Raw genomic sequence first — 22958 nt, 5'->3', positions numbered from 1 at the left:
CCCCCACCCCGTCCGCCCCCACCGAGAGGAGGCGACCGCATGTACGAAGGCATCGTCCAGGAGCTGATCGACGAGCTCGGCCGGCTCCCCGGCATCGGCCCCAAGTCCGCGCAGCGCATCGCGTTCCACATCCTGCAGACAGAGACGTTCGACGTGACCCGTCTGGCCGAGATCCTCCTCGAGCTGCGGGGCCGCGTGCACTTCTGCGACATCTGCGGCAATGTGGCCGAGGAGGCGACGTGCGGCATCTGCCGCGATCCGCGCCGCAGCCGCGCCGTCATCTGCGTCGTGGAGGAGGCGAAGGACGTCCCCGCCATCGAGCGCACGCGCGAGTTCCGAGGGCTGTACCACGTGCTCGGCGGAGCGATCAGCCCGATCGACGGCATCGGCCCGGACCAGCTCCGCATCCGCCAGCTCCTGCAGCGTCTGGCCGACGGCGAGGTGCAGGAGGTCATCATCGCGACCGACCCCAACCTCGAGGGCGAGGCGACCGCCACCTACCTCTCGCGCATGCTCAGCACCCTCGGCATCCGCATCACCCGCCTCGCCTCGGGTCTGCCCGTCGGAGGCGACCTCGAGTACGCCGACGAGATCACCCTCGGCCGCGCCTTCGAGGGCCGCCGCCTCGTCGAGAACTGACGCCGGAGGAGACGAGCCGGCGACGCGGAACATGGCCCCTCGCGCATGCGCCCGCCGGTAGACTCCTTCGTCGGGTCGCGACGGCCCCCAGCCACCGACCCGGGAGCAGCACGTGAGCCTGATCGTCCAGAAGTTCGGCGGGTCCTCCGTCGCCGACGCGGAGAGCATCAAGCGCGTCGCGAAGCGGATCGTCGCCACCAAGCAGGCCGGCAACGACGTCGTCGTGGCCGTCTCGGCCATGGGCGACACCACCGACGACCTCCTCGAGCTCGCCCACCAGGTCACCCCGATCCCGGCGCCCCGCGAGCTCGACATGCTCCTCTCCTCGGGTGAGCGCATCTCGATGGCGCTGCTCGCGATGGCCATCAAGAGCATGGGCTACGAGGCCCGCTCTTTCACCGGCAGCCAGGCCGGCATGATCACCGACGCCCAGCACGGAGCCGCCCGCATCGTCGACATCACGCCGGTGCGCCTGCGCGAGGCGCTCGACGAGAACGCCGTCGTCATCGTGGCAGGATTCCAGGGCTTCAATCGCGACACCAAGGACATCACGACGCTCGGCCGCGGCGGCTCCGACACCACGGCCGTCGCGCTCGCCGCCGGCCTCGGCGCGGACACCTGCGAGATCTACACCGACGTCGACGGCGTCTTCACCGCCGACCCCCGCGTGGTGAAGCGCGCGCGCAAGCTCGACCGCATCTCCAGCGAGGAGATGCTCGAGCTCGCCGCCGCCGGGGCCAAGGTCCTGCACATCCGCGCCGTCGAGTTCGCGCGGAGGCACGGGGTCACGCTCCACGTGCGCTCCTCGTTCAGCCCCAACGAGGGCACCATCGTCTACAACGCCGGAGCAGCCGGCACCGAGAAGGGACAGACCGTGGAAGAGCCCATCATCGCCGGCGTCGCCGCCGACCTGAACGAGGCCAAGATCACCGTGGTCGGCGTGCCCGACATCCCGGGGAAGGCCGCCCAGATCTTCACGATCGTCGCGAAGACCGGATCGAACATCGACATGATCGTGCAGAACGTGTCGGCCGCGTCGACCGGGCTCACCGACATCTCCTTCACGCTGCCCAAGGCCGACGGCCAGACCGTCCTGATGGCGCTCAACGCCGAGAAGGACGACGTCGGCTTCCAGTCGCTGCAGTACGACGACCAGATCGCGAAGCTCGCGCTCGTGGGCGCCGGCATGCGCACCAACGCCGGAGTCTCGGCCAAGCTCTTCCGCTCGCTCTTCGAGGCCGGTATCAACATCGAGATGATCTCGACCAGCGAGATCCGCATCTCGGTCGTCACGCGCGCCGACACGGTGAACGAGGCGCTCCGCGTCGTGCACACCGCCTTCGGGCTCGACGGCGAGGACGAGGCCGTCGTCTACGCCGGCACCGGCCGCTGACGGCCACCCACCCCCGCGATTCCGCCGATCGCGCGGGGCCGGGCGCGGAGAGCACTCCCCGCCCGGTACCTTCTCACCGGTACCCGCTCCCGCGGGACCCCTCCCGGACCGAACGAGCGGCGGCCCCACCGCCCGGACGAAAGAGCAGAGCATGAGCAGCACCCCCCTCCACGTGGGCGTCGTCGGCGCGACCGGACAGGTCGGCAAGGTGATGCGCCGCCTCCTCGAGGAGCGCGACTTCCCGATCGCCTCGATCCGCTTCTTCGCCACCGCGCGCTCGGCCGGCACGACCCTGCCGTTCCGCGGCGAGGACGTCGTCGTGGAGGACGTCGAGACGGCCGACCCGTCGGGCCTGGACATCGCGCTCTTCTCGGCCGGAGCGACCGGCTCCCGCGCGCAGGCCCCGCGTTTCGCCGCCGCCGGTGCCCTCGTCATCGACAACTCCAGCGCCTGGCGGATGGACCCCGAGGTCCCGCTCGTGGTCAGCGAGGTCAACCCGCACGCGATCGATCAGGCCGTCAAGGGCATCATCGCCAACCCCAACTGCACGACGATGGCCGCGATGCCGATCCTCAAGGTGCTCGACGCCGAGGCCGGGCTCACCCGCCTGATCGTCAGCACGTACCAGGCCGTCTCGGGCAGCGGACTCGCCGGGGCGAACGAGCTCGCGGGCCAGGCGAAGGCGGCCGTCGCCGACCAGCGCCTCCTCGACCTGGTGCACGACGGCTCGGCCGTGACGTTCCCGGACCCGGCCGTCTACGTCGCTCCGATCGCCTTCGACGTCATCCCCTTCGCGGGCAACCTGGTCGAGGACGGCCTGAACGAGACCGACGAGGAGAAGAAGCTCCGCAACGAGAGCCGCAAGATCCTCGAGCTGCCCGGCCTGCTCGTCTCGGGCACCTGCGTCCGCGTCCCGGTCTTCACCGGCCACTCCCTCTCGGTGAACGCCGAGTTCTCGCGCGAGCTCACCCCGGAGCGCGCCCGCGAGCTGCTCGCCGACGCTCCCGGAGTGGTGCTGCGCGAGGTCCCCACGCCCCTCGTGGCCGCCGGCACCGACCCGAGCTACGTCGGCCGCATCCGCGCCGACGAGGGCGCCCCCGAGGGCCGCGGTCTCGCGTTCTTCATCAGCAACGACAACCTGCGCAAGGGCGCCGCCCTGAACGCCGTGCAGATCGCCGAGCTGATCGCCTCGCGTCCCGCCTCCTCCTGACGGCGCTGCGGCGCCGCCCGGACCGAGCCGACCGCTAGAGCCCGTGCGGCGCCGTCGGCGGCCGCGTCGAAAAGCCGCGAATTTAATGACGGTGCGGCCCCCCGTCCGGGCTGCCGACCCTCCCGCGACGGTAAACTCGATTCTCGTGAACTCCTCGGAACCGGTCGACGTCGCCCTCATCGGAGGGGGCATCATGAGCGCCACGCTCGGAGCCCTCCTGACCACGCTCCAGCCCGACTGGACGATCGCGGCCTACGAGCGCCTCGGCGACGTCGCGCAGGAGTCCTCGAACCCCTGGAACAACGCGGGCACGGGCCACGCCGCCCTCTGCGAGCTGAACTACATGCCCGAGGCGGCCGACGGCTCCGTCGACCCCGCCAAGGCGATCCAGATCAACGAGCAGTTCCAGATCTCGCGCCAGTTCTGGGCGAGCCTCGTCGAGGCCGGGGCGATCCGCGAGCCCTCGAGCTTCATCAACGCCGCTCCGCACATGACGTTCGTGCACGGCGAGGCCAACGTCGAGTACCTCCGCAAGCGCTACGAGGCGCTGAAGGACCAGCCGCTCTTCGCCGGCATGGAGTTCACGGAGAGCATCAAGACGATCCACGAGTGGGCGCCCCTGCTGATGGAGCAGCGTCCCGCGGGCGGCGGGCCGTACGCGGCGACCCGCATCCCGGCGGGCACCGACGTCGACTTCGGCGCTCTCACCCATCAGCTCTTCGACCACGTGGTCGGCAACGGCGGCACCCTCGACACCGGCCACGAGGTCACGAACATCCGCCGCCGCAAGGACGGACTCTGGCAGCTCGATCTCAAGCAGCTCGTGGGCAGCACGCCCAAGCGCGTCCTCGCCCGCTTCGTCTTCGTCGGCGCGGGCGGCGGAGCCCTGCATCTGCTGCAGAAGTCCGGGATCCCCGAGATCAAGGGCTTCGGCGGCTTCCCCATCTCGGGGCAGTTCCTCCGCACCGACAACCCCGAGATCGTCGCCCGCCACCAGGCGAAGGTCTACGGCAAGGCCGCCGTCGGCGCGCCGCCGATGTCGGTGCCGCACCTCGACACCCGGGTCGTCGACGGCGAGGCGTCGCTCCTCTTCGGCCCCTACGCCGGATTCACGCCCAAGTTCCTCAAGCGAGGCTCGTGGCTCGACCTGCCGCTCTCGATCCGTCCGCACAACATCGGCCCGATGCTCGCCGTCGCCCGCGACAACCTCGACCTGATGAAGTACCTCCTCGGCGAGGTCGTCGCCGGCCGCGGCAAGAAGATGAAGGCGCTGCGCGAGTTCCTGCCGACGGCCCGGTCCGAGGACTGGTACCTCATCACCGCCGGGCAGCGCGTCCAGGTGATGAAGAAGGACGAGAAGAAGGGCGGAGTGCTGCAGTTCGGCACCGAGGTCATCACCGGGGCCGACGGCACCATCGCCGGGCTCCTCGGCGCCTCGCCGGGCGCCTCGACCGCCGTCCCGATCATGCTCGACGTGCTCCAGCGCTGCTTCCCGGACGAGCTGAAGGGCTGGGAGCCGCGCATCCGCTCGCTCATCCCGAGCTACGGCTCGACCCTGAACGACGCTCCGGATGCGGCCGAGCGCACGGTCGCGGCGACCGCCGAGACGCTCGCCCTGGGCGCCTCCGTCTGACCTCCGCCTCCGGGCCGGTCGCGATCCTGCGTCGATCGACCCGCGAGGTTCGAACGTATGTTCTAATGGCTCCATGAGGTGGAGCGGGCAGTCGATGAGCGCGGCCGACGAGAGCGCCCTGCCCGGCCTCGTGCGGCTGACGGATCTCGTGCGGACGACCCGCACCCCCGAGTTCGACGGCATCACGTTCTACGAGGTGCTGGCGAAGTCGGCGCTCAACCGGGTGCACACCTCGTCGAAGATGCCGTTCGGCTGGACCATCAACCCGATGCGCGGGTGCACCCACGCCTGCACCTACTGCTTCGCCCGCCCGACCCACGAGTACCTCGAGTTCGACGGCGGCCGCGACTTCGACTCGCAGATCGTCGTGAAGGTCAACGTCGCCGAGGTGCTCACGCGAGAGCTCGCCCGGCCGAGCTGGGGGCGGCACCCGGTGGCCCTGGGCACCAACACCGATCCCTACCAGAGGGCGGAGGGGCGCTACCGCCTCATGCCGGGCATCATCGCGGCCCTCGCGGCGTCCGGCACGCCGCTCTCGATCCTCACCAAGGGCACGCTGCTCCGTCGCGATCTGCCGCTGCTGAAGGAGGCGGCGGAGCACGTCCCCGTCGACCTCGGCGTCTCCATCGCCGTCTACGACGAGGATCTCCAGCGCTCCGTCGAGCCGGGTGCGCCCACGGCGGCGGCCAGGCTCGCGACGGTCACCGCCGCGCGCGAGGCCGGTTTCGACTGCTCCGTGTTCCTGATGCCGATCCTCCCGTTCCTCACCGACACGACGGCGCACCTGGATGCGTCGCTGCGCGCGTGCCGCGAGGCGGGGGCGACGTCGATCCTGTACTCCACGCTCTACCTCAAGCCCGGGGTGAAGGAGTGGTTCCTGCAGTGGCTCGCCCACGAGCACCCCGAGCTGCTCGAGCGCTACCGCTCCCTCTACCCCGGCAGCTCGGCCTACGCTCCGAAGGAGTACCGGCGCTGGCTGGCCGATCGCATCAGGCCCCTGATGCGCGCCCACCGCCTCGAGCAGGGGAGGGAGGATCCGGCGACCGGCTCCGTGCGCTCGTCCGGACTCGGGATGCTGAAGGTGCTCGGCGGCGATCGTCGGCCGCTCCAGCACGGGGGGCTGCTCGCCGAGGAGCTCGGAGCCGAGCGGGCGTCGATCCTGCCGGGCGTCGGTCAGCCGACCCTCTTCTGACCCCCGTCGCGCCGATAGGATCGACGCATGGTGACCCGCTCCGGCGAGCCCTCGCCCGGCTCCTCCGCTCGGAGCGCCGACGACGAGCCCCGCCGCCCCGTGCGCCTCGGGATCCTCGACGACCACGAGCTCCTGCTCGACAGCATGAGCAGCTGGATCGCGGCCAACGCGCCCGATTTCGACCTCGTCGTCAGCGCCGGCACCTGGATGGAGCTCGTCACGAGCACCGTGTTCCCGACCCAGGTCGTCATCATGGACTTCGAGCTGGGCGAGCCCATCTCGATCGAGGCGCGGATCCGCACCTGCCGAGCCGCGGGGGCGACCGTGATCGTGCTGTCCGAGCGGGAGGACGACGAGGTCCGCGACCGGTGCCTCCGCGCGGGAGCGGCCAGGCACCTCGCCAAGTCCCAGCCCATGCGGGACGTGATGGAGAGCGCGCGCTCCGCGATGGAGATGCGCTCGAACGCCGGATCCGCGACGCAGTGGCGCCCGCTGCCCATCGGGGTCGCCGCGCAGCAGCGCCCGAAGCTGAGCGCGGGGGAGCTGGAGGCGCTCCGGCTGTACGTCGGCGGCGCCAGCACGCCGGAGGTCGCCGCCGCGATGCACGTGCAGTTCGAGACCGCGAAGACCTATCTGCGCCGTGTGCGCCAGAAGTACGCCAAGGTGGGCCGACCAGCGAGCCGCCGCGCAGAGCTCATCCGGCGCGCCGCCGAGGACGGATTCCTCGAGTGAGCCGCGCCCCCCGCACCAGCCCCGAGGAGACCTGATGGCCAAGCTGTACTTCCGCTACGGAGCGATGAACAGCGGCAAGAGCACCTCGCTCCTGCAGGCCGCGCACAACTACGAGGAGCGCGGACACCGCGTCCTGCTCGCCAAGCCGTCGGTCGACACGAAGGGCGAGGAGCTCATCGTGTCGCGACTCGGAGTCACCCGTCCGGTGGACATCCTCTTCCGCCCGGACGAGGACCCGGTGGCCGTCTTCACCGCCGCGCGCGCCCGCACCCTGGCCGAGTCGGCGCGCGACGTGAGCGCGCTCCTCGTCGACGAAGCGCAGTTCCTGCCCGAGTCGCACGTCGACGATCTGCTGCGGATCGCGATCCTCGAGAACGTGCCGGTCCTGGCCTACGGCATCCGCACCGACTTCCGGACGGCCGCATTCCCGGGCAGCAGGCGCCTCCTCGAGATCGCGCACAGCCTCGAGGAGCTGAAGACGATCTGCCGGTGCGGGCGCAAGGCGATCTTCAACGGTCGCGTCGTGGACGGCCGCTTCGTCTTCGACGGCGACCAGGTCGCCATCGACGGCGCGTCCGTCACGTACGAGTCGCTCTGCGGATCCTGCTACCTGCAGGAGAGCCGGGGCCGGCTGCGCGGCGGAGTCCCCGAGGCATCCTCGCTGTCGCGTCACCCACGCGAAACGAACTAGTGGGTAGCCTTGCGGGCGTGACATCACCGGAAACGGAACTACGCCTTTCGGAGCACGAGGAGAGGTCGGGGGGATCGATGGCGGCGCAGGAGACCACTCCGAAGCGCGGAACGTCCTGGGAGCAGGACTACCGTCGGCGACTCCTGGCGACGGACATCATCGCGATCCTCGTCTCCGTCCTCGGCACCCAGCTCTTCTGGTTCGACCTCGATCTGGGCTCCGACGTCGGGTTCAACAACCCGGTCGAGATCCCCATCACCTACGCGTGGGTCTCCGTCATCCTGGTGCTCGGCTGGCTCATCGCCCTGCAGGTCTTCGACACCCGCGACCGGCGGATCATCGGCACCGGCTACGTCGAGTACCGTCGCATAGTCGACGCCTCCATCTGGCTGTTCGGCATCGTGGCGATCATCGCCTACCTCCTGCAGATCCTCCTGGCGCGCGGCTACATCATCACCGCGTTCCCCGCCGGGATCCTGCTCATCTGCGTCGGCCGTCTCGGCTGGCGGGCCTGGCTCACGCGGCAGCGCCGCCAGGGCCGCTTCGCCAACCAGGTCGTGCTCCTGGGGTCGCGTGCGAGCGTCCTGCACACCGCCCGCGAGCTGCGCCGCGGCACCGAGGCGGGCTACAAGCTCGTCGGCGCGGTCTCGACCTCGCCGGGGGGAGCGGAGGCGCTCCTCGCCGACGACGAGCTGAAGGGCCTGGCGGTCCACGGCTTCACCGACGTCGACGGCGTCCGCGCCGTCATGGATGCGACCGGGGCCGACACGGTGGTCGTCACCAGCTCGGACGAGCTCGCCCCCCAGCGCATCCGCGAGCTCAGCTGGACGCTGGAGCCCGGCCGCGAGCACCTGGTCGTGGCCCCCAGCCTCACCGACATCGGCGGTCCGCGGATCCACACCCGCCCGGTGGCGGGCCTGCCGCTCATCCACGTCGAGACGCCCCGCTTCGACGGGCGCCAGCGCTTCGCCAAGCGCCTCTTCGACATCGCCGCGTCGACGCTCCTGATCATCCTGAGCGCCCCGGTGCTCATCGTCGTCGCGATCCTCGTCAAGACGACGAGCCCCGGCCCGATCCTCTTCCGCCAGGAGCGGATCGGGCTGAACGGCGCGACCTTCGAGATGCTCAAGTTCCGCTCGATGGTGGTCGACGCCGAGGCCCGCCTCGCCGCGCTGGCCGCGCAGCAGCGCGACGAGGGCAACAGCGTCCTCTTCAAGATGGCGAAGGACCCGCGCGTCACCAAGGTCGGCACCGTGCTGCGCCGCTTCAGCCTCGACGAGCTGCCCCAGTTCCTCAACGTCTTCCGCGGCGACATGTCCCTCATCGGACCGCGCCCGCCGCTGGCCCGCGAGGTCGAGCAGTACGAGGAGCACGTCCACCGCCGCTTCCTCATGAAGCCGGGCATCACCGGCCTCTGGCAGGTCAGCGGCCGCTCCAACCTGTCGTGGGAGGACACCGTCCGCCTCGACCTCTACTACGTCGAGAACTGGTCGATGACGGGCGACCTGATCATCCTCTTCAAGACGGCGCGTGCCGTGCTCGCCCGAGACGGCGCGTATTGAGCGGCACGCACCACGCGACTCCGGAGCGGAGCATGGCCGTCTCGGTCCTCGACGTGCCGTTCCGGGTGGTGTTCGGCCGCGGCCTCTCCGACCGGGACGTCGAGCGGATCACCGCCAGCTGGGCGGAGTGCCTCGTCCCGGCCGCGGGTGGAGGGCAGGTCGTCCACGCCGATGTCCTGCCCTCGCGCCCGAGCGGTGACGGCGTCGGCGTCCTCGCCGACTCCGTCGCCCAGCTGGAGGAGTCGCTGACCTCGACCCTCACCGTGCAGGCGATCGGCGTCCGCCGCCACGACCTCCTGATGCTGCACGCCTGCGGCGTCGCCGACGGGTCCGGCCGCGTCCTCGCCTTCGTCGCGGCGTCCGGCACCGGCAAGACCACCATGGCGCGGGCCCTCGGGAGCCGGTTCGGCTACGTGACCGACGAGACCGTCGCGGTCGCGGAGGACGGCGCCGTGGTGCCGTACCCCAAGCCGCTCTCGGTCAAGCCGCTGACCGGGACCGCGCCCAAGGCGCAGCTCGCGCCCGGCGGTCTCGGACTCCTGCCCCGTCCCGCCGCCCCCCTCGTGCTCGCCGGAGTGGTCCTGCTGGACCGTCGCCCCGGGGTGGCGGAGCCCTTCCTCGAGCCGGTCGATCCGACCGAGGCGGTGGACGACCTCGTGCCGCAGACCTCCTACCTCTCGGCCCGTCCGCGCCCGATCCTGCACCTCGTCGAGACGCTGCGCGCGCTCGGAGGGGTCCGCCGGCTCGTGTACTCCGAGTCCGCGGCGGCGCTCGACCTCGTCGAGCAGCTCTTCTCGTCGCTCGACGTCCCCGCTCCGTCGATCTGGGACGAGGTGCTGGCGCTCCCGCTGCCGGAGGGGGCGGGCGACGAGGCCGACCTCGCGTGCGCACCGGCCGACGACGCGCTCCTCACGCCCTCCGGCGAGCTGCTCGTCTTCTGCGCGGGAACCCTCGTCCGCCTCTCCGGGATCGGCCCGTCCGTCTGGCGCCTCGTCGGCAGCGGAGTAGGCGGGGACGACCTCGTCGCCGCCGTGCTCGCGGACGTGGGCGGTGCACCCGACGGAGTGGACCCGCGGGAGGCCGTCGGCGCGGCGGTCGACGAGCTCGTCGCGCTCGGGGTGATGACGAGGAGGAGTCCCGCACGGCCCACCCCCGACGGGGTGCACACCTGATGCGCCGCGAAACAGCGCGGATACACGGCTGTGTAACAATTCCAGGGCTCACCGTCTCCGACGGTCGCGCCTCGATCCGAACCAGTGAAGGAACTTGACACTGTGGAACTTAGAGACGTCCTCCGACTTCTCCGTGATCACTGGCTGGCGATCGTCGCAGCGATCCTCCTCGGCACCCTGGTGGCCTTCGGCTGGTCCCTGACCCAGAAGCCCCGCTACGTCGCCGACTCCCAGGGCATCGTCTCGGCGAAGGTCGCTGCGGGCGGCGACGAGAGCCAGGCGATCTACTCCCGCCAGATCGCCGACACCGTCGCGCGGTCGAGCCTCCAGACCTACCTGCCGCTGGCCACCTCCCGCGACGTGGCCGAGATCGCCATCACGAACCTCGGCCTCGACCTCAGTGCGTCCTCGCTCATCTCGGCGATCACGGTGACCTCCGAGACGACCGCACCCGTCATGACCGTCCAGGCCACCGCCTCGACGCCCGAGGGCGCGCAGAAGCTCGCCGACGCCTGGGTCTCGGCCCTCGCCACGCGCATCCAGCAGGTCAATCAGGAGACCGGCGTCGGCGACACCGTCGGCCTGTCGGTCGTCCAGTCCGCGGCGCTGCCGAGCTCGCCCGACTTCCCGAACCTCCGCCTCGTCCTGGCCGTCGGCGCGCTCGTCGGCCTCGTGCTCGGGCTCGTCTACGCCTTCGTCCGCAACACGCTCGACCGCCGCATCCGCACCGCCGAGATGGTCGAGCGCCTGTTCGACCTCCCGGTCGTCGGCACGCTGCCCGTCGACAAGCGGCTCAACGAGACCAACCGCATCGTGCCGGAGGCCGACACCACGGACTACGTCGCGTCCGACGGCAAGCACGCGCTGGCCGAGGCGCTCCGCGAGCTGCGCACGAACCTCCAGTTCATGAACGTCGACAGCCCGCCGCGCATCATCGTCGTCACCAGCCCCCTGCCCTCCGACGGCAAGTCGACGGTGACCGCGAACCTCGCCGTCACCCTCGCCGCCTCCGGCCAGCGCACGGTCGTCGTCGACGGCGACCTCCGCAAGCCCACCGTCGCGAAGTCCTTCGGCCTCGTCCCGGGCGTGGGCCTGACCGACCTGCTGATCGGCAAGGCCGAGCTCCAGGACGTCCTGCAGCCGTGGGGCCCCTCCGGCAATCTTTGGATCCTCGGCGCCGGGTCGATCCCGCCCAACCCGAGCGAGCTGCTCGGCTCGAACGGGATGGACATCCTCCTGCACGAGATCGCCCGCGAGGCCATCGTCATCGTCGATGCTCCTCCGCTGCTCCCCGTGACCGACGGTGCGATCCTGACCGCCCGCACCGACGGCGCGCTCGTCGTGATCTCGGCGGGGAAGACGACGACGGACGAGCTCGGCAAGGCCATCCAGAACCTCGAGCGCGTGAGCGGCCACACCCTCGGCGTGATCCTCAACCGCGTCCCGCCCCGCGGTCAGGTCGGCCGCGGTTACGGCTACTACTACACGAGCTACTACGGCTCCGAGCGGTCGGGGGCGCGGGCCGAGAACCCGACCGCCCCCGCGCCGAGCGCCGTCTGATCGGCCGGGCATGACGTTCTCGGGAGACGACGGATCGCGTCGGGTCCGACGGGGCTGGCGGCCCTCCGAGCCGGCGGCGGCCTCGGAGGCTCCGGTCTTCACGATCCTGTCCGTCTGCACCGGGAACATCTGCCGGTCGCCGATGGCGGAGCAGCTCCTCCGGCACTCGCTCGCGGAAGCGACGTCACCGGCGGGAGGGCCGCTCTTCTCCCTCCGCAGCGCCGGAGTGCAGACGAGGGACGGCCATCCGATGGACCCGGTCTCGTCCCGGCTGAGCGCGGAGTACGGCGGCGAGCCCGCCGGCCACGCAAGCGCCCGGCTCACCGAGGAGCTCGTCGCCGAGGCCGACGTCATGCTGACGATGACCCGCGAGCACCTCGTCGACGCGGCGAGGAGGTTCCCCTCGATCCTCCTGCGCGGTTTCACGCTGCTCGAGTTCGCCCGGGTGCTGCCGTTCGTCATCGCCGAGGTGCCGATCCCGGCCGTCGACGATCCCGCGGTGCGCCTGCGCACCGTCGTCCGGCTCGCCGCGGCCCATCGCGGGCGTGCTCCGCGGGCCGACGGAGGCGACGACATCGACGATCCGATCGGCCGCAGCGAGGCCACGCACGCGCGGGTCGCCGCCGAGATCGCGGGAGCCGTCTCCGACATCTCCCGCGATCTGAGAGCATTGGCGCGGCGGTAGAGCGCTCCTGCGCACCCCGCCGCTCCCCAGAACCTCCCTCTGCCCGCCGTCGCCGACGCGACACCCACCACGTCCACGATTCGGAGAACCCCTGTGAAGCTTTCTGTCATTGGTTGCGGCTACCTCGGAGCCGTCCACGCCGCCGCGATGGCCGAGCTCGGCCACGACGTCATCGGCATCGATGTGGACCAGGCGAAGATCGACGCCCTCGCCGCCGGCACCGCTCCGTTCTTCGAGCCGGGCCTGCCCGAGCTGCTGTCCGCTGGCGTCGCCTCCGGTCGGCTCCGGTTCTCGACCACCACCGCCGACGCGGCGGGTGCCGCCGTGCACTTCGTCGCCGTGGGCACCCCGCAGAAGCCGGGTGAGAACGCGGCCGACATGCGCTTCGTCGACGCCGCCTTCGAGGGCCTCCTGCCGTACCTCACCCCGGACTCGATCGTGGTCGGCAAGTCGACCGTCCCGGTCGGCACCGCCGCGCGCCTCGCCGAGATGATCGCCCCGACCGGTGCGACACTCGTCTGGAACCCGGAGTTCCTCCGCGAGGGCTTCGCCGTCCAGGACACCATCAGCCCCGACCGCCTCGTCTACGGCGTCCCGTCCACCGACGCGGGTGCCGCCGCCAAGGCCGTGCTCGACGAGGTCTACGCGACCGCGCTGGCCGCCGACACCCCCCTCGTCGTCACCGACTACGCGACGGCCGAGCTGGTGAAGGTCTCGGCCAACGCCTTCCTCGCGACCAAGATCTCGTTCATCAACGCCATCGCCGAGATCGCCGAGGTCACCGGCGCCGACGTCACGCAGCTCGCCGACGCGATCGGCCACGACGTGCGCATCGGCCGCCGCTTCCTCAACGCCGGCATCGGCTTCGGCGGCGGATGCCTCCCGAAGGACATCCGAGCCTTCTCGGCCCGCGCCGAGGAGCTGGGCGTCGGCGAGTCCGTCGCCTTCCTCAAGGAGGTCGACGCGATCAACCTGCGCCGACGCCAGCGAGTGGTCGACCTGGTCGCCGAGGGCCTCGGCGGCTCGGTCGAGGGCAAGCGCGTCGCCGTGCTCGGTCTCGCCTTCAAGCCGGAGTCGGACGACGTCCGCGACTCGCCGTCGCTCGACGTCGCGGCCCGCCTCCACGACCTCGGCGCGACCGTGGTCGCCACCGACCCCGAGGCGATCGAGAACGCGAAGCGCCGCTACCCCGACGTCACCTACACGACCGACATCGACGAGGCCCTGCGCGGTGCCGACGCCGTCGTCGTCGTGACCGAGTGGAAGCAGTTCCGCGCGCTGGACCCGTCCGTCGTGGGCGACCTCGTCGCGAACCGCTTCGTGGTCGACGGCCGCAACTGCCTCGACCCCGCCGCGTGGCGCGCCGCCGGCTGGGAGTACCGCGGCCTCGGCCGCTGACCCGGAGCACACCACCACGACGCCGGAGGTCGGAGGAGGGCCGGCGCGAGCCGGAGCCCTCTCCGCCCTTCGGCGTCGTCGTCCGTCCGGGCACCGGTCGATGCGTCGCGGCGGCGCCTTCGGGTTCCGGGATCACCCCAGCGCTCGCCCGCGGTCCTCTCCGCGCGCGGGGAGGTGCGCGAAGGCGAGGTCCCACTCCGCTCGTCGCCGTCGCTCCCTGCGGCGCAGGAGGGCGCGCAGGAGCATCCCGAGCAGGGTTCCGAGGGCGGCTCCCATCGTGTTCATCAGCACGTCGTCGGCCCGCGCGTAGCGCGCCTCGAGGCAGAGCAGCTGCCCCGTCTCGATGAGGATGCTCGTGACCGCTCCGAGCAGGACGGCGAGCCCGGCCCAGCGGGCCCGGAGGTGCAGGGCCACCAGGAGTCCGAGGGGCACGAAGAGCGCCACGTTCGCGGCGTGCTCGATCAGGTCGTAGTCGACGAAGCCGAGGCCCAGGCGGTCGAGCCGGGCGAGGAGCCGCCCGAGGCCGCCTCTCAGGCCGGAGTCGACCGGGACGGGCCAGAACGCGATCGCGGCGAGCGCGCCGAGGTAGGGCACGCCGACGGCGACGGTCAGACGGGTGAGGGACCGGGTCACGGTGCTCCTCTCGGAGGGGATCGCCGGCGGCGACCGAGGACGGACGAGGGCCGGCCCCGTCGACGGTCCTCCAGTCTGCACCGCCCTTCCTGTGCCCGCGGGCTGGAGCGCGGATCGGCGGCGCATCCGGCGGGAGTCGCCGATCGTGGCGATCCGGAGCAGCGCCCGAGCACCGCGCGACCGGTGCGCCGGGAACGACGTAGCCGGGAACGACGAAGCCGGGGATCGACGAAGCCCGGGAACGACGAAGCCCGGCCGGATCATGGATCCTGGCCGGGCTTCTCACCGGTCGGGGTAGCGGGATTCGAACCCACGACCTCCTCGTCCCGAACGAGGCGCGCTACCAAGCTGCGCCACACCCCGGTGGAGTGCTCGCACCGCTGACGCGTGCGAACCTCGTCAATGATAGCCGATATTCACGGCCCGCAAGAACGGCCCGATCGGCGCGACGCGCGACCCCGGCGGAACGGCTCGATCAGCGTGCGGGCTCGAGCGTGACGAGCGTCACCTCGGGGCGGCAGGCGAAGCGCACGGGCGCGTAGATCGACGTGCCGACCCCCGCCGAGACGTTGAGGTAGGAGCTGCGCAGGCCGTTGTCCCACGTCGTGAAGCCGGCCACCTTGTCACGGGGGATGTCGCAGTTGGTCACGAGGGCGCCGAAGCCCGGGACGCACACCTGCCCGCCGTGCGTGTGGCCCGCGAGGATCACCTCGGCGCCGCGCGCGACGAAGTCGTCGAGCACCCGCTGGTAGGGGGCGTGCGCCACTCCGATGCTGACGTCGGCGGACCCCTCCTCGGACGCGCGGAGCTCGTCGACGGCGCCGGCGACCAGGTCGATCCTGTCCCGCGAGATGTGCGGGTCGTCGACGCCGAAGAACTCGATCCGGGTGCCGCGCACCTCGATGCTCGTGGCGGTGTTGTTGAGGTCGGTCCAGCCCAGATCGTCCGAGAAGAAGCGGCTCAGCGAGGCGGTGTCGAGATCGCTCTGATGCGCCTGAGGGTTCTTCGAGGGTCCGCGGAAGTAGCGCAGCGGGTTCTTCACCCGGGGACCGAAGTAGTCGTTGGACCCGTGCACGAACACGCCCGGGATCCCGGCGAACGGCTCGAGGGCGCGCCGGATCCCGAGGACCCCGTCGCGGTGGCCGAGGTTGTCGCCCGTGTCGACGACGAGATCGGGGGCGAGCGCGACGAGGGAGCGCAGCCACTCCAGCTTCTTCGACTGCCAGGGCGCCATGTGCAGGTCCGAGAGGTGCAGGATCCGCAGCGGCACCGAGCCTTCGGGCAGGACGGGGACGCTGATGCGGCGGACGGTGAACATCGTCCGCTCGATGCCGATCCCCCAGACCGCGGCGGCGGTGCCGGCCGCGGCGACGGTCGCGAGAGCGGTGGTCAGGGGGCGTCGGCTGCGTCCGGTCATGTGTCCTTCTCTCGAGCGTCCTGTCGCGAGGCGCGACCGCGTTCATTCTGCACGACCCCGCCGGGCACCCGGTGGGAGGGGATCAGCCTCCGGGCGTCGGTGCCGGCGTCGCCCCGGCGCTCACCTTCAGCACGATCGCCGTGCCCCGCGCGACGCGGGAGCCGGCAGGGGGGTTCGTCCCGGCGACGGACCCCGCGGGCCGGTCGGAGGGCACGCGGGCCGGGTCGACGGTGACGGTGAAGCCGAGCTGGCGCAGGCGCTCGGCCGCGGCGGCCGGGTTCTGGCCCGAGACCTCGGGGACCGCCTCCTGCGGCACGTCGACGAGCGAGCGCTCCGGGGAGGGGAACGCCGTGCCGCCGTACTTCGCGTCGGCGACCCGCATGATCCTCGGCCAGATCTGATGACGGACCTGCCCGGCGTTCACGCCGTTCAGGCGCAGTCCGCGCATCGAGGTCTTGCCGACGACGTTGCCGACCCAGGTCGCCGTCGCGACCTCGGTGCTGGCGCCGACCATCCAGGTGTGCACCGCGTTGTCGGTGGTGCCGGTCTTGCCGATGTGCGGGATGCCGGTCCCGGTGGCCGACGCGCGGCCCGTCCCTCCGGTCATGACCTGCTGCAGGGCGAAGTCGGCGGTGGCCGCGACCTTCTCGGACAGCCCCTGCGTGCACTCCGAGGTCGGCGGGGCGACGTCGGCGCCGGAGCGGTCGACGATCCGGTCGATGGCCACCGGGGTGCAGACGGTGCCCTTGTTCGCGAAGCCCGCGAACGCGGTCGCCATGGTCAGCGGAGCGATCTCGTTCGTGCCGAGGATCGTCGGGGCGAACTTCTGCAGCTCGGTCCCGTCGGCGCGATGCACGCCCATCGCGAGCGCCGTGTTGCGGATGCCGCAGAGGTCGAGCTGCTCGGCCATCGCCGCGAAGCCCGTGTTGATCGAGCCCTTCGTGGCGTCCACGACCGAGTACACGCCGCCGTCGCCGCCCTCGTCGTTCTTGGGGTCCCACGACTCGCCGTAGTAGATCCCGTCGGGCTCGCAGCTGTCGCGGAAGTTCGTGTAGGCCCGGCGCGCGCCGTTCACGCTCTCGCCCAGCGAGCGCCCCTCCTGCAGCCACTCGGCGAGCGTGAACACCTTGTAGGTCGACCCGACCTGGAAGCCGGAGGATCCGCCGTAGCCGAAGTCGGTGCTGTAGTTGACGCTCGTGTAGTTGGCGCCGGCGACGTCCGGGTCGTTGGAGTAGTCCTTGTTCTGCGTCATCGCGAGGATCCGGCCCGTGCCGACCTCGACCGAGACGCTCGAGCTGCCGATGTCGACGGACGCCATCGACTTGGGGACCCAGGCGTCCGTGGCCGAGACCGCGGCCTGCTGCAGCTCCGTGTCGAGGGTCGTGTAGATCTGGTAGCCGCCGCGCTTGAACGTCGCGTCGCGCTCGTCCTGGCTCGCCCCGAAGGCGTCGTCGTTCTTGATCACCCAGGTGACGTAGTCGCAGAAGAACGCGGCGATGCCCGCGGTCTGGCAGCCGGTGCTGGGCTCGGTGATCGCGGGGGCCACCGGGGTCGCGGCCGCCTCGGCGATCTGCTCCGGAGTCGCCTTCGACTCCTTGTTCATCTGCGCGAGGATGTAGTTGCGCCGGTTGAGCGTCTCGGGATACCCCTCGGCGGCGGGATTGGCGGGGTCGCCCGGCCGGTCGAAGCGGAACTTCTCGGGGTTGTTGACGATCGCGACGAGCGCCGCGGACTGCGCGAGGCTCAGGTCGCGCGCGCTGATGCCGAAGTAGTAGTTCGCGGCGGCCTCGATGCCGTAGACCGTTCCTCCGAACAGCGCGATGTTGAGGTACCCGAGCAGGATGTCGTTCTTGGGGTACTGCTTCTCGAGGCCGATGGCCAGCCGCATCTCTGCGACCTTGCGCTCCGGGGTCGTCTCGGTCGCCTCGCGGTAGGCGGCGTCGCGCTCGATCGGATCCGAGAGGGCCTCCGCCTTCTGCACGAGCACGTTCTTCACGTACTGCTGGGTGATGGAGGAGCCGCCCTGCACCCGTCCGCCGACGGCGGTCGTCGCGGCGGCGCGCACGGTGCCGAGCAGGTCGATGCCGCCGTGCTCGTAGAAGCGCGGGTCCTCGGAGGCGACGACGGCGTCCTTCACGAACGGCGAGATGTCGTCCCAGCCGACCTCGACCCGGTTCTGCGCGTAGAAGGACGCGAGCAGGACGTCCTGGCCGGCGGCGTCCTTCGCGTAGATGTTGCTCTTCTCGGCGAGGGTGCCGATCTCGAGGTACCCGGGGAGGTTGTCGAACATCTGCACGCCGTTGTTCGCGGCCATGCCCCCGAGCGCGATCGCCGGGGTGATCGACGCGGCCACCAGGACCCCCGCGATGACGCTCATCGCCACCACTCCGATCAGGCCGCCCACGGCGCCTCCGATCGACTTGACGACCCTGGTCCCGCCTGCCCCCGACATAGAATCAGCGTAGTCGCCGCGACCGCACCGGACGCGGCCGACGTCCGCCCGCACCGCCTCGCGGCGGCGCGCCCTTCACTCGAGGAGAGCCATGTCCGTTCCGCGCTGGGAGTACGTCACCACCCCGCTGATGATCCACAACACCACGGCGATCCTGAACACCTGGGGCTCCGAGGGGTGGGAGCTGGTGCAGATCGTGACCGGTCCCGAGGGCGGGCTCGTCGCCTACCTCAAGCGCCCCGTCGTCGAGGCCGGCGCGTGAGCGGGCCCTCCGTCGCGGAGCGCCTCGCCGAGCTCGGGATCGAGCTGCCCGCCGTCGCCGCCCCCGCGGGCGCGTACGTGCCCGCCGTGGTGCACGAGCACCTCGTCTTCACCGCCGGGCAGATCCCCTTCGTCGACGGCGCCCTGCCCGCGATCGGGAAGGTCGGCTCGGGCGACGGTCTCGTGGACCCCGAGGAGGCGAAGGCGCTCGCCCGCGTCTGCGCGCTCAACGCCCTCGCCGCGGTCGCCGACGCCATCGGTTCCCTCGACCGCGTCACGCGCATCGTCAAGCTCACCGGCTTCGTCGCCTCCGCCTCCGGGTTCACCGGCCAGCCCGGAGTGATCAACGGGGCCTCCGAACTGCTCGGAGACGTCTTCGGGGAGGCCGGCCGCCACGCGCGCTCGGCCGTCGGAGTCGCGGAGCTCCCGCTCGGCGCTCCCGTCGAGGTCGAGCTGGTCGTCGCCTTCGCCTGATCCCGTCGGCGGGGCCCGGGAGATCCCGGGCCCCGCTCTCAGTCCGCGGCGACCGCGGACGAGATGATCGTCATGACCTGCGTGTCCGCGAGGGTCGTCGTGTCGCCCACGGCGCGTCCCTCCGCCACGTCGCGCAGCAGCCGGCGCATGATCTTGCCCGAGCGGGTCTTGGGGAGCTCCTGGACGATCAGGATGCGCTTCGGCCGGGCGATCGCTCCGATGTGCTCGGCGACGTGCGCCTTGAGCGTCGCGACCAGCTCGTCGTGCCCGCCCGCCAGCGACTCCGCCTGGCTCGCCTTGGCGATGACGAACGCGACGACCGCCTGGCCGGTGGCCTCGTCGGCCGCGCCCACGACCGCTGCCTCGGCGACGACCGGGTGCGAGACGAGGGCCGACTCGATCTCGGCCGTCGAGAGCCGGTGTCCGGAGACGTTCATCACGTCGTCGACGCGGCCCAGCAGCCAGAGATCGCCGTCGCGGTCCCGCCGCGCGCCGTCGCCGGCGAAGTAGCGGTCGCCGAACTTCGACCAGTAGGTCTCGACGTAGCGCTCCGGGTCGCCCCAGATGCCGCGGAGCATCGCGGGCCAGGGCTCCGTGATCACGAGCAGGCCGCCGGAGTCCTGACCGACGGAGCGCCCGGCCTCGTCGACGACGTCGATCGAGATCCCGGGGAGGGGCACCTGCGCCGAGCCGGGCTTGAGAGTCGTCACCCCGGGCAGCGGCGAGACCATCATCGCGCCGGTCTCTGTCTGCCACCACGTGTCGACGATCGGCGTTCGCCCGCCTCCGATGACGTCGCGGTACCAGACCCACGCCTCCGGGTTGATCGGCTCGCCGACCGACCCGAGCAGCCGCAGGCTCGAGAGGTCGAAGCGCTGCGGGATCTGCCGACCCAGCTTCATGAACGAGCGGATGGCCGTGGGCGCCGCGTACAGGATCGTCACTCCGTACTTCTCGACGATCTCCCACCAGCGGCCGGTGTGGGGCGTGTCGGGGGTGCCCTCGTACATCACCTGGGTCGCTCCGTTGGCGAGCGGACCGTAGACGACGTAGCTGTGGCCGGTGATCCAGCCGACGTCCGCGGTCGACCAGTAGACGTCGGTCTCGGGATGCAGGTCGAACACCGCGCGGTGCGTGTAGGCGACCTGGGTGAGGTAGCCCCCGCTGGTGTGCAGGATCCCCTTGGGCTTCCCGGTCGTGCCGCTCGTGTAGAGGATGAAGAGGGGCTGCTCGGCGGGGAACGCGCGCGCCGTGTGGTCGGCGTCGACCGCGACGATCTCCTCGTGCCACCACAGATCCCGGCCCTCCCGCCACTCGACGGAGTTGCCGCCGCGCTGCACGACGAGCACGTGCTCGACGGTGGAGGGGGAGTCGTCGCCGCCGATCGCGAGGGCGGCGTCGACCGCGGGTTTGAGCGGGAAGACCGAGCCCTTGCGCCAGCCGCCGTCGGCGGTGATGACGAGCTTCGCCTCGGCGTCGTCGATGCGCGCGCGGAGGCTCTCGGCGCTGAAGCCGCCGAAGACCACGGAGTGGACCGCGCCGATCCGGGCGACGGCGAGCATGGCGATCACCGCCTCCGGGATCATCGGGAGGTAGATCGCGACGCGATCACCCGCGTGGACGCCGAGGCTGGTGAGGAGGTTGGCGGCGCGCTTCACCTCGGCGGTGAGCTGCGCGTAGGTGAGGGTGCGCGTGTCGCCGGGCTCGCCCTCCCAGTGGATCGCGACACGGTCGCCGTGACCGGCGAGCACGTGCCGGTCGAGGCAGTTGTAGGCGACGTTGAGCTCGCCGTCGTCGAACCACTTCGCGAAGGGCGCCTCGCTCCAGTCGAGGGTGCGCGTGAACGGACGGTGCCAGTGCAGCAGCTCGCGGCTGCGGTCGGCCCAGAAGCCGAGGCGGTCGGCGGCGGCCTCGTCGTAGAGGTGCGCGGTCGCGACGGCCTGCGCGGCGAACTCGGCGGGGGGCGGGAATCGCCGCGTCTCGTGGAGGAGGTTGTCGATGGTCTCGGAGGCCGGGGCCGCGAGGTCGTCCGGGGGAGTGGTCATCTGCGATTCGCTCCTTCGCGAGTGCACCGGCACGGCCGCTGCCGGCCGATCTCGCTCCACCGTAGCGCGCAGCGGAGACCGCGGAGGCGCCTGCCACTCACGCGGCACTCGTCGGTTATCGGCGAGAGTCGCTCGAATGCGGGATCGGAGCTTGGCGATCGGGGCGCTGTGCCGTACTGTTGCATACGGCCGAATGAACTTCGGTCTCAGCGGCGCAAGTGATTCCCCCCAATCCCGCGCCGCCGAGGCGGCACCTGTTCCCCCCAATGGGTGCCGCCCCCTTTTTTCAACGCCCCGTGCAGTCGCTGCACCGTGAGGCGGGATCGCCGCTGGAGCCTCGGGCTCGCGGGCCCGGGGTACCGGCGCGCCTCGGTCGTCCTCCCCATCGTCGTCCATCCGGCTCGCCTCCACCGATCCGGATCGGCCCGGGCGTTCGAGCCGTTGTCCGCTCTACCGTGCCGGGATGATCGCCGATTTCGTCCCGCTCGTCCCTGCTGCGTACCGGGGCGACGCCCCGCGTGCGCCTGCGTCGCCGGCCGTCGTGCGCCCCGGTGCCGCCGCCCTCGGGCTGCTCGCGCCGTTCGCCGCGGATCCCGCCGTCACGGACCTCTTCGTCAACGGCGGTGCGGGTCTCTGGGTCGACCGCGGGGGCGGCGCCGTGCGGGAGCCCGAGTGGCGACTCGACGCGGCGGCGGTGCGCCGCCTGGCCGTGTCTCTCGTCGCGGCGGGGGGCCGGCACGTGGACGAGGCGAGCCCGTGCGTCGATGTCCGGCTGCGGCACGGGGTCCGCGTGCACGTCGTGCTCCCTCCCGTCGCGACGGCGGGAGCGCTCATCTCGGTGCGAGTGCCGCAGTCCGCGGCCTGGAGCCTCGACGACCTGCGCTCGGCGGGCATGGTGGACGAGCGGCAGGACTCGCTCCTGCGCCGCGCCGTCGCCTCGCGGTGGAACCTGCTCGTCTCGGGGGCGGGCGGCTCCGGCAAGACCACCCTGCTCCAGGCGCTGCTGGGCTGCGCGCCCCCGCACGAGCGCATCGTCGCGATCGAGGACGTGGGGGAGCTCCGGCCCGCGCATCCGCACGTCGTCTCGCTCGAGTCCCGCCAGCCGAACCTCGAAGGGGCAGGGGGCGTGGGCCTGGACCGGCTCGTTCGCGAGGCGCTGCGCATGCGCCCCGACCGCTTGGTGCTCGGCGAGTGCCGCGGCGCGGAGCTCCGGGAGCTGCTCGCCGCGCTGAACACCGGTCACGACGGCGGGGCCGGCACGATCCACGCCAACTCCCTCGCCGACGTGCCGGCGCGGCTGGAGGCGCTCGGCGCCCTGGCGGGGCTCGGACCGGAGGCGGTCGCCCGCCAGGCGGTGAGCGCTCTGGATCTCGTGCTGCACCTCGAGCGGCGCGACGGGCGGCGGCGGCTGTCGTCCTGGGGGTGCTTCGCCGTGGACGCGGCGGGGCGCCTGCGGATCGACGAGGGGGTGCTGCCCCCGCGCGCCCGGTCCCGGCGGTGAGGCGCTCGGACGGCCTGGACGAGGTCGCCGCGGTCGTGCACCGGCTCTCGGTGCTCCTGGCCGCAGGGGTGGCACCGGCGTCCGCTCTCGGCCACCTCGCCTCGGCGGGGGAGGCGGGAGCGGCCCCGGCCGCTCGTCGGAGGAGGCTGCTGCGCTCGGTCGCGCTCGAGGCCGCTCGGGGCGGCGACGTCACGGAGGCGCTCCTGCGCGGCGTGCCCGCCTCCCGTCGCTCGGGCGAGCGGCGCCGGTCCCGGCGCGACGACGGCGAGGAGGCCGCGTGGGCGGCGCTCGCCGCGTCGTGGCGGGGG

19 protein-coding genes, 1 tRNA gene and 1 pseudogene are annotated in these 22958 nt (G+C 71.8%); 16 read left to right on the top strand and 5 right to left on the bottom strand.

Translation table 11 applies throughout. From position 1 onward, the window contains the following. Positions 1-39 precede the first annotated feature (39 nt). The 12 genes from recR to NB037_RS13060 all read left to right on the top strand — a co-directional run bounded on the left by recR (position 40) and on the right by NB037_RS13060 (position 13867). Positions 40-639 carry a recombination mediator RecR gene (gene recR / locus NB037_RS13115; RefSeq protein ID WP_104222157.1) on the top strand — a complete coding sequence of 200 codons (600 nt, stop codon included), beginning with the start codon at positions 40-42 and terminating at the stop codon, positions 637-639. A gap of 112 nt (positions 640-751) precedes the next feature. Continuing rightward, positions 752-2032 carry an aspartate kinase gene (locus NB037_RS13110; RefSeq protein WP_251946417.1) on the top strand — a complete coding sequence of 427 codons (1281 nt, stop codon included), beginning with the start codon at positions 752-754 and terminating at the stop codon, positions 2030-2032. Between the two features lie 151 nt (positions 2033-2183). Further along, positions 2184-3242 carry an aspartate-semialdehyde dehydrogenase gene (locus NB037_RS13105; RefSeq protein ID WP_251946416.1) on the top strand — a complete coding sequence of 353 codons (1059 nt, stop codon included), beginning with the start codon at positions 2184-2186 and terminating at the stop codon, positions 3240-3242. 85 nt (positions 3243-3327) lie between these two features. Then, positions 3328-4875 (top strand): malate:quinone oxidoreductase, encoded by a 1548-nt coding sequence (locus NB037_RS13100; RefSeq protein WP_279308895.1) that lies wholly within the window; start codon positions 3328-3330, stop codon positions 4873-4875. A 73-nt stretch (positions 4876-4948) separates the two neighbouring features. Further along, complete coding sequence (locus NB037_RS13095; RefSeq protein ID WP_251946415.1) at positions 4949-6067, top strand: Rv2578c family radical SAM protein; 1119 nt, start codon at positions 4949-4951, stop codon at positions 6065-6067. 27 nt (positions 6068-6094) lie between these two features. After that, a complete protein-coding gene (locus tag NB037_RS13090; protein WP_251946414.1) occupies positions 6095-6799 on the top strand; it encodes a response regulator transcription factor in 705 nt (234 codons plus the stop codon). Between the two features lie 34 nt (positions 6800-6833). Further along, entirely contained in the window at positions 6834-7490 is a 657-nt protein-coding gene (locus NB037_RS13085; RefSeq protein ID WP_251946413.1) for a thymidine kinase, read from the top strand. A gap of 77 nt (positions 7491-7567) precedes the next feature. Continuing rightward, a complete protein-coding gene (locus NB037_RS13080; RefSeq protein ID WP_251946412.1) occupies positions 7568-9052 on the top strand; it encodes a sugar transferase in 1485 nt (494 codons plus the stop codon). Continuing rightward, the gene (locus NB037_RS13075) at positions 9049-10224 is read left to right on the top strand and encodes a hypothetical protein (RefSeq protein WP_251946411.1); all 1176 of its coding nucleotides are present in this window, start codon (positions 9049-9051) and stop codon (positions 10222-10224) included. Before NB037_RS13080 ends, NB037_RS13075 begins: the two co-directional genes overlap by 4 nt. A gap of 102 nt (positions 10225-10326) precedes the next feature. Beyond that, positions 10327-11784, top strand: coding sequence for a tyrosine-protein kinase domain-containing protein (locus NB037_RS19930; protein ID WP_207406809.1), 1458 nt, complete (start codon positions 10327-10329; stop codon positions 11782-11784). Positions 11785-11794: 10 nt separating this feature from the next. Next, positions 11795-12469 (top strand): arsenate reductase/protein-tyrosine-phosphatase family protein, encoded by a 675-nt coding sequence (locus NB037_RS13065; protein WP_251946410.1) that lies wholly within the window; start codon positions 11795-11797, stop codon positions 12467-12469. A 93-nt stretch (positions 12470-12562) separates the two neighbouring features. Further along, positions 12563-13867 (top strand): UDP-glucose dehydrogenase family protein, encoded by a 1305-nt coding sequence (locus NB037_RS13060; protein ID WP_251946408.1) that lies wholly within the window; start codon positions 12563-12565, stop codon positions 13865-13867. A gap of 132 nt (positions 13868-13999) precedes the next feature. Here NB037_RS13060 and NB037_RS13055 read toward each other — a convergent pair whose 3' ends face one another. From NB037_RS13055 to NB037_RS13040, 4 genes are all read right to left on the bottom strand, one after another. Further along, positions 14000-14500, bottom strand: coding sequence for a VanZ family protein (locus NB037_RS13055; RefSeq protein WP_251946406.1), 501 nt, complete (start codon positions 14498-14500; stop codon positions 14000-14002). Between the two features lie 289 nt (positions 14501-14789). Further along, positions 14790-14863: transfer RNA gene (locus NB037_RS13050), tRNA-Pro, on the bottom strand. 112 nt (positions 14864-14975) lie between these two features. After that, positions 14976-15917, bottom strand: a complete 942-nt coding sequence (locus NB037_RS13045) for a metallophosphoesterase (protein WP_251946403.1) — start codon at positions 15915-15917, stop codon at positions 14976-14978. Between the two features lie 82 nt (positions 15918-15999). Further along, the gene (locus NB037_RS13040; RefSeq protein ID WP_251946401.1) at positions 16000-18369 is read right to left on the bottom strand and encodes a penicillin-binding protein; all 2370 of its coding nucleotides are present in this window, start codon (positions 18367-18369) and stop codon (positions 16000-16002) included. A gap of 91 nt (positions 18370-18460) precedes the next feature. Here NB037_RS13040 and sp36 point away from each other — a divergent pair, with 91 nt between their 5' ends. Beyond that, a complete protein-coding gene (gene sp36 / locus NB037_RS13035; RefSeq protein WP_194609517.1) occupies positions 18461-18631 on the top strand; it encodes a Sp36 family protein in 171 nt (56 codons plus the stop codon). After that, positions 18628-19104: a RidA family protein gene (locus tag NB037_RS13030; protein ID WP_251946399.1), complete on the top strand. Its 477-nt coding sequence runs from the start codon at positions 18628-18630 to the stop codon at positions 19102-19104. The genes sp36 and NB037_RS13030 overlap by 4 nt, the downstream gene beginning before the upstream one ends. A gap of 38 nt (positions 19105-19142) precedes the next feature. Here the strand turns inward: NB037_RS13030 and acs are convergent, their stop codons facing one another. Beyond that, positions 19143-21149 carry an acetate--CoA ligase gene (gene acs, locus NB037_RS13025; RefSeq protein WP_251946397.1) on the bottom strand — a complete coding sequence of 669 codons (2007 nt, stop codon included), beginning with the start codon at positions 21147-21149 and terminating at the stop codon, positions 19143-19145. Between the two features lie 463 nt (positions 21150-21612). Between acs and NB037_RS13020 the strand changes: the two genes are divergently transcribed. Together NB037_RS13020 and NB037_RS13015 are read left to right on the top strand one after the other, a co-directional pair. Further along, complete coding sequence (locus NB037_RS13020) at positions 21613-22650, top strand: TadA family conjugal transfer-associated ATPase (protein ID WP_251946395.1); 1038 nt, start codon at positions 21613-21615, stop codon at positions 22648-22650. Further along, positions 22647-22958: pseudogene (locus NB037_RS13015) on the top strand (hypothetical protein); the annotation flags it as partial. The gene NB037_RS13020 and the pseudogene NB037_RS13015, both read left to right, overlap by 4 nt.

The sequence above is a fragment of the Rathayibacter rubneri genome (genome assembly GCF_023743255.1).
Classification (GTDB): Bacteria; Actinomycetota; Actinomycetes; order Actinomycetales; family Microbacteriaceae; genus Rathayibacter; species Rathayibacter rubneri.
Note: the sequence above shows the minus strand (reverse complement) of the source record. Positions and strands in the feature narration are given on the sequence as shown.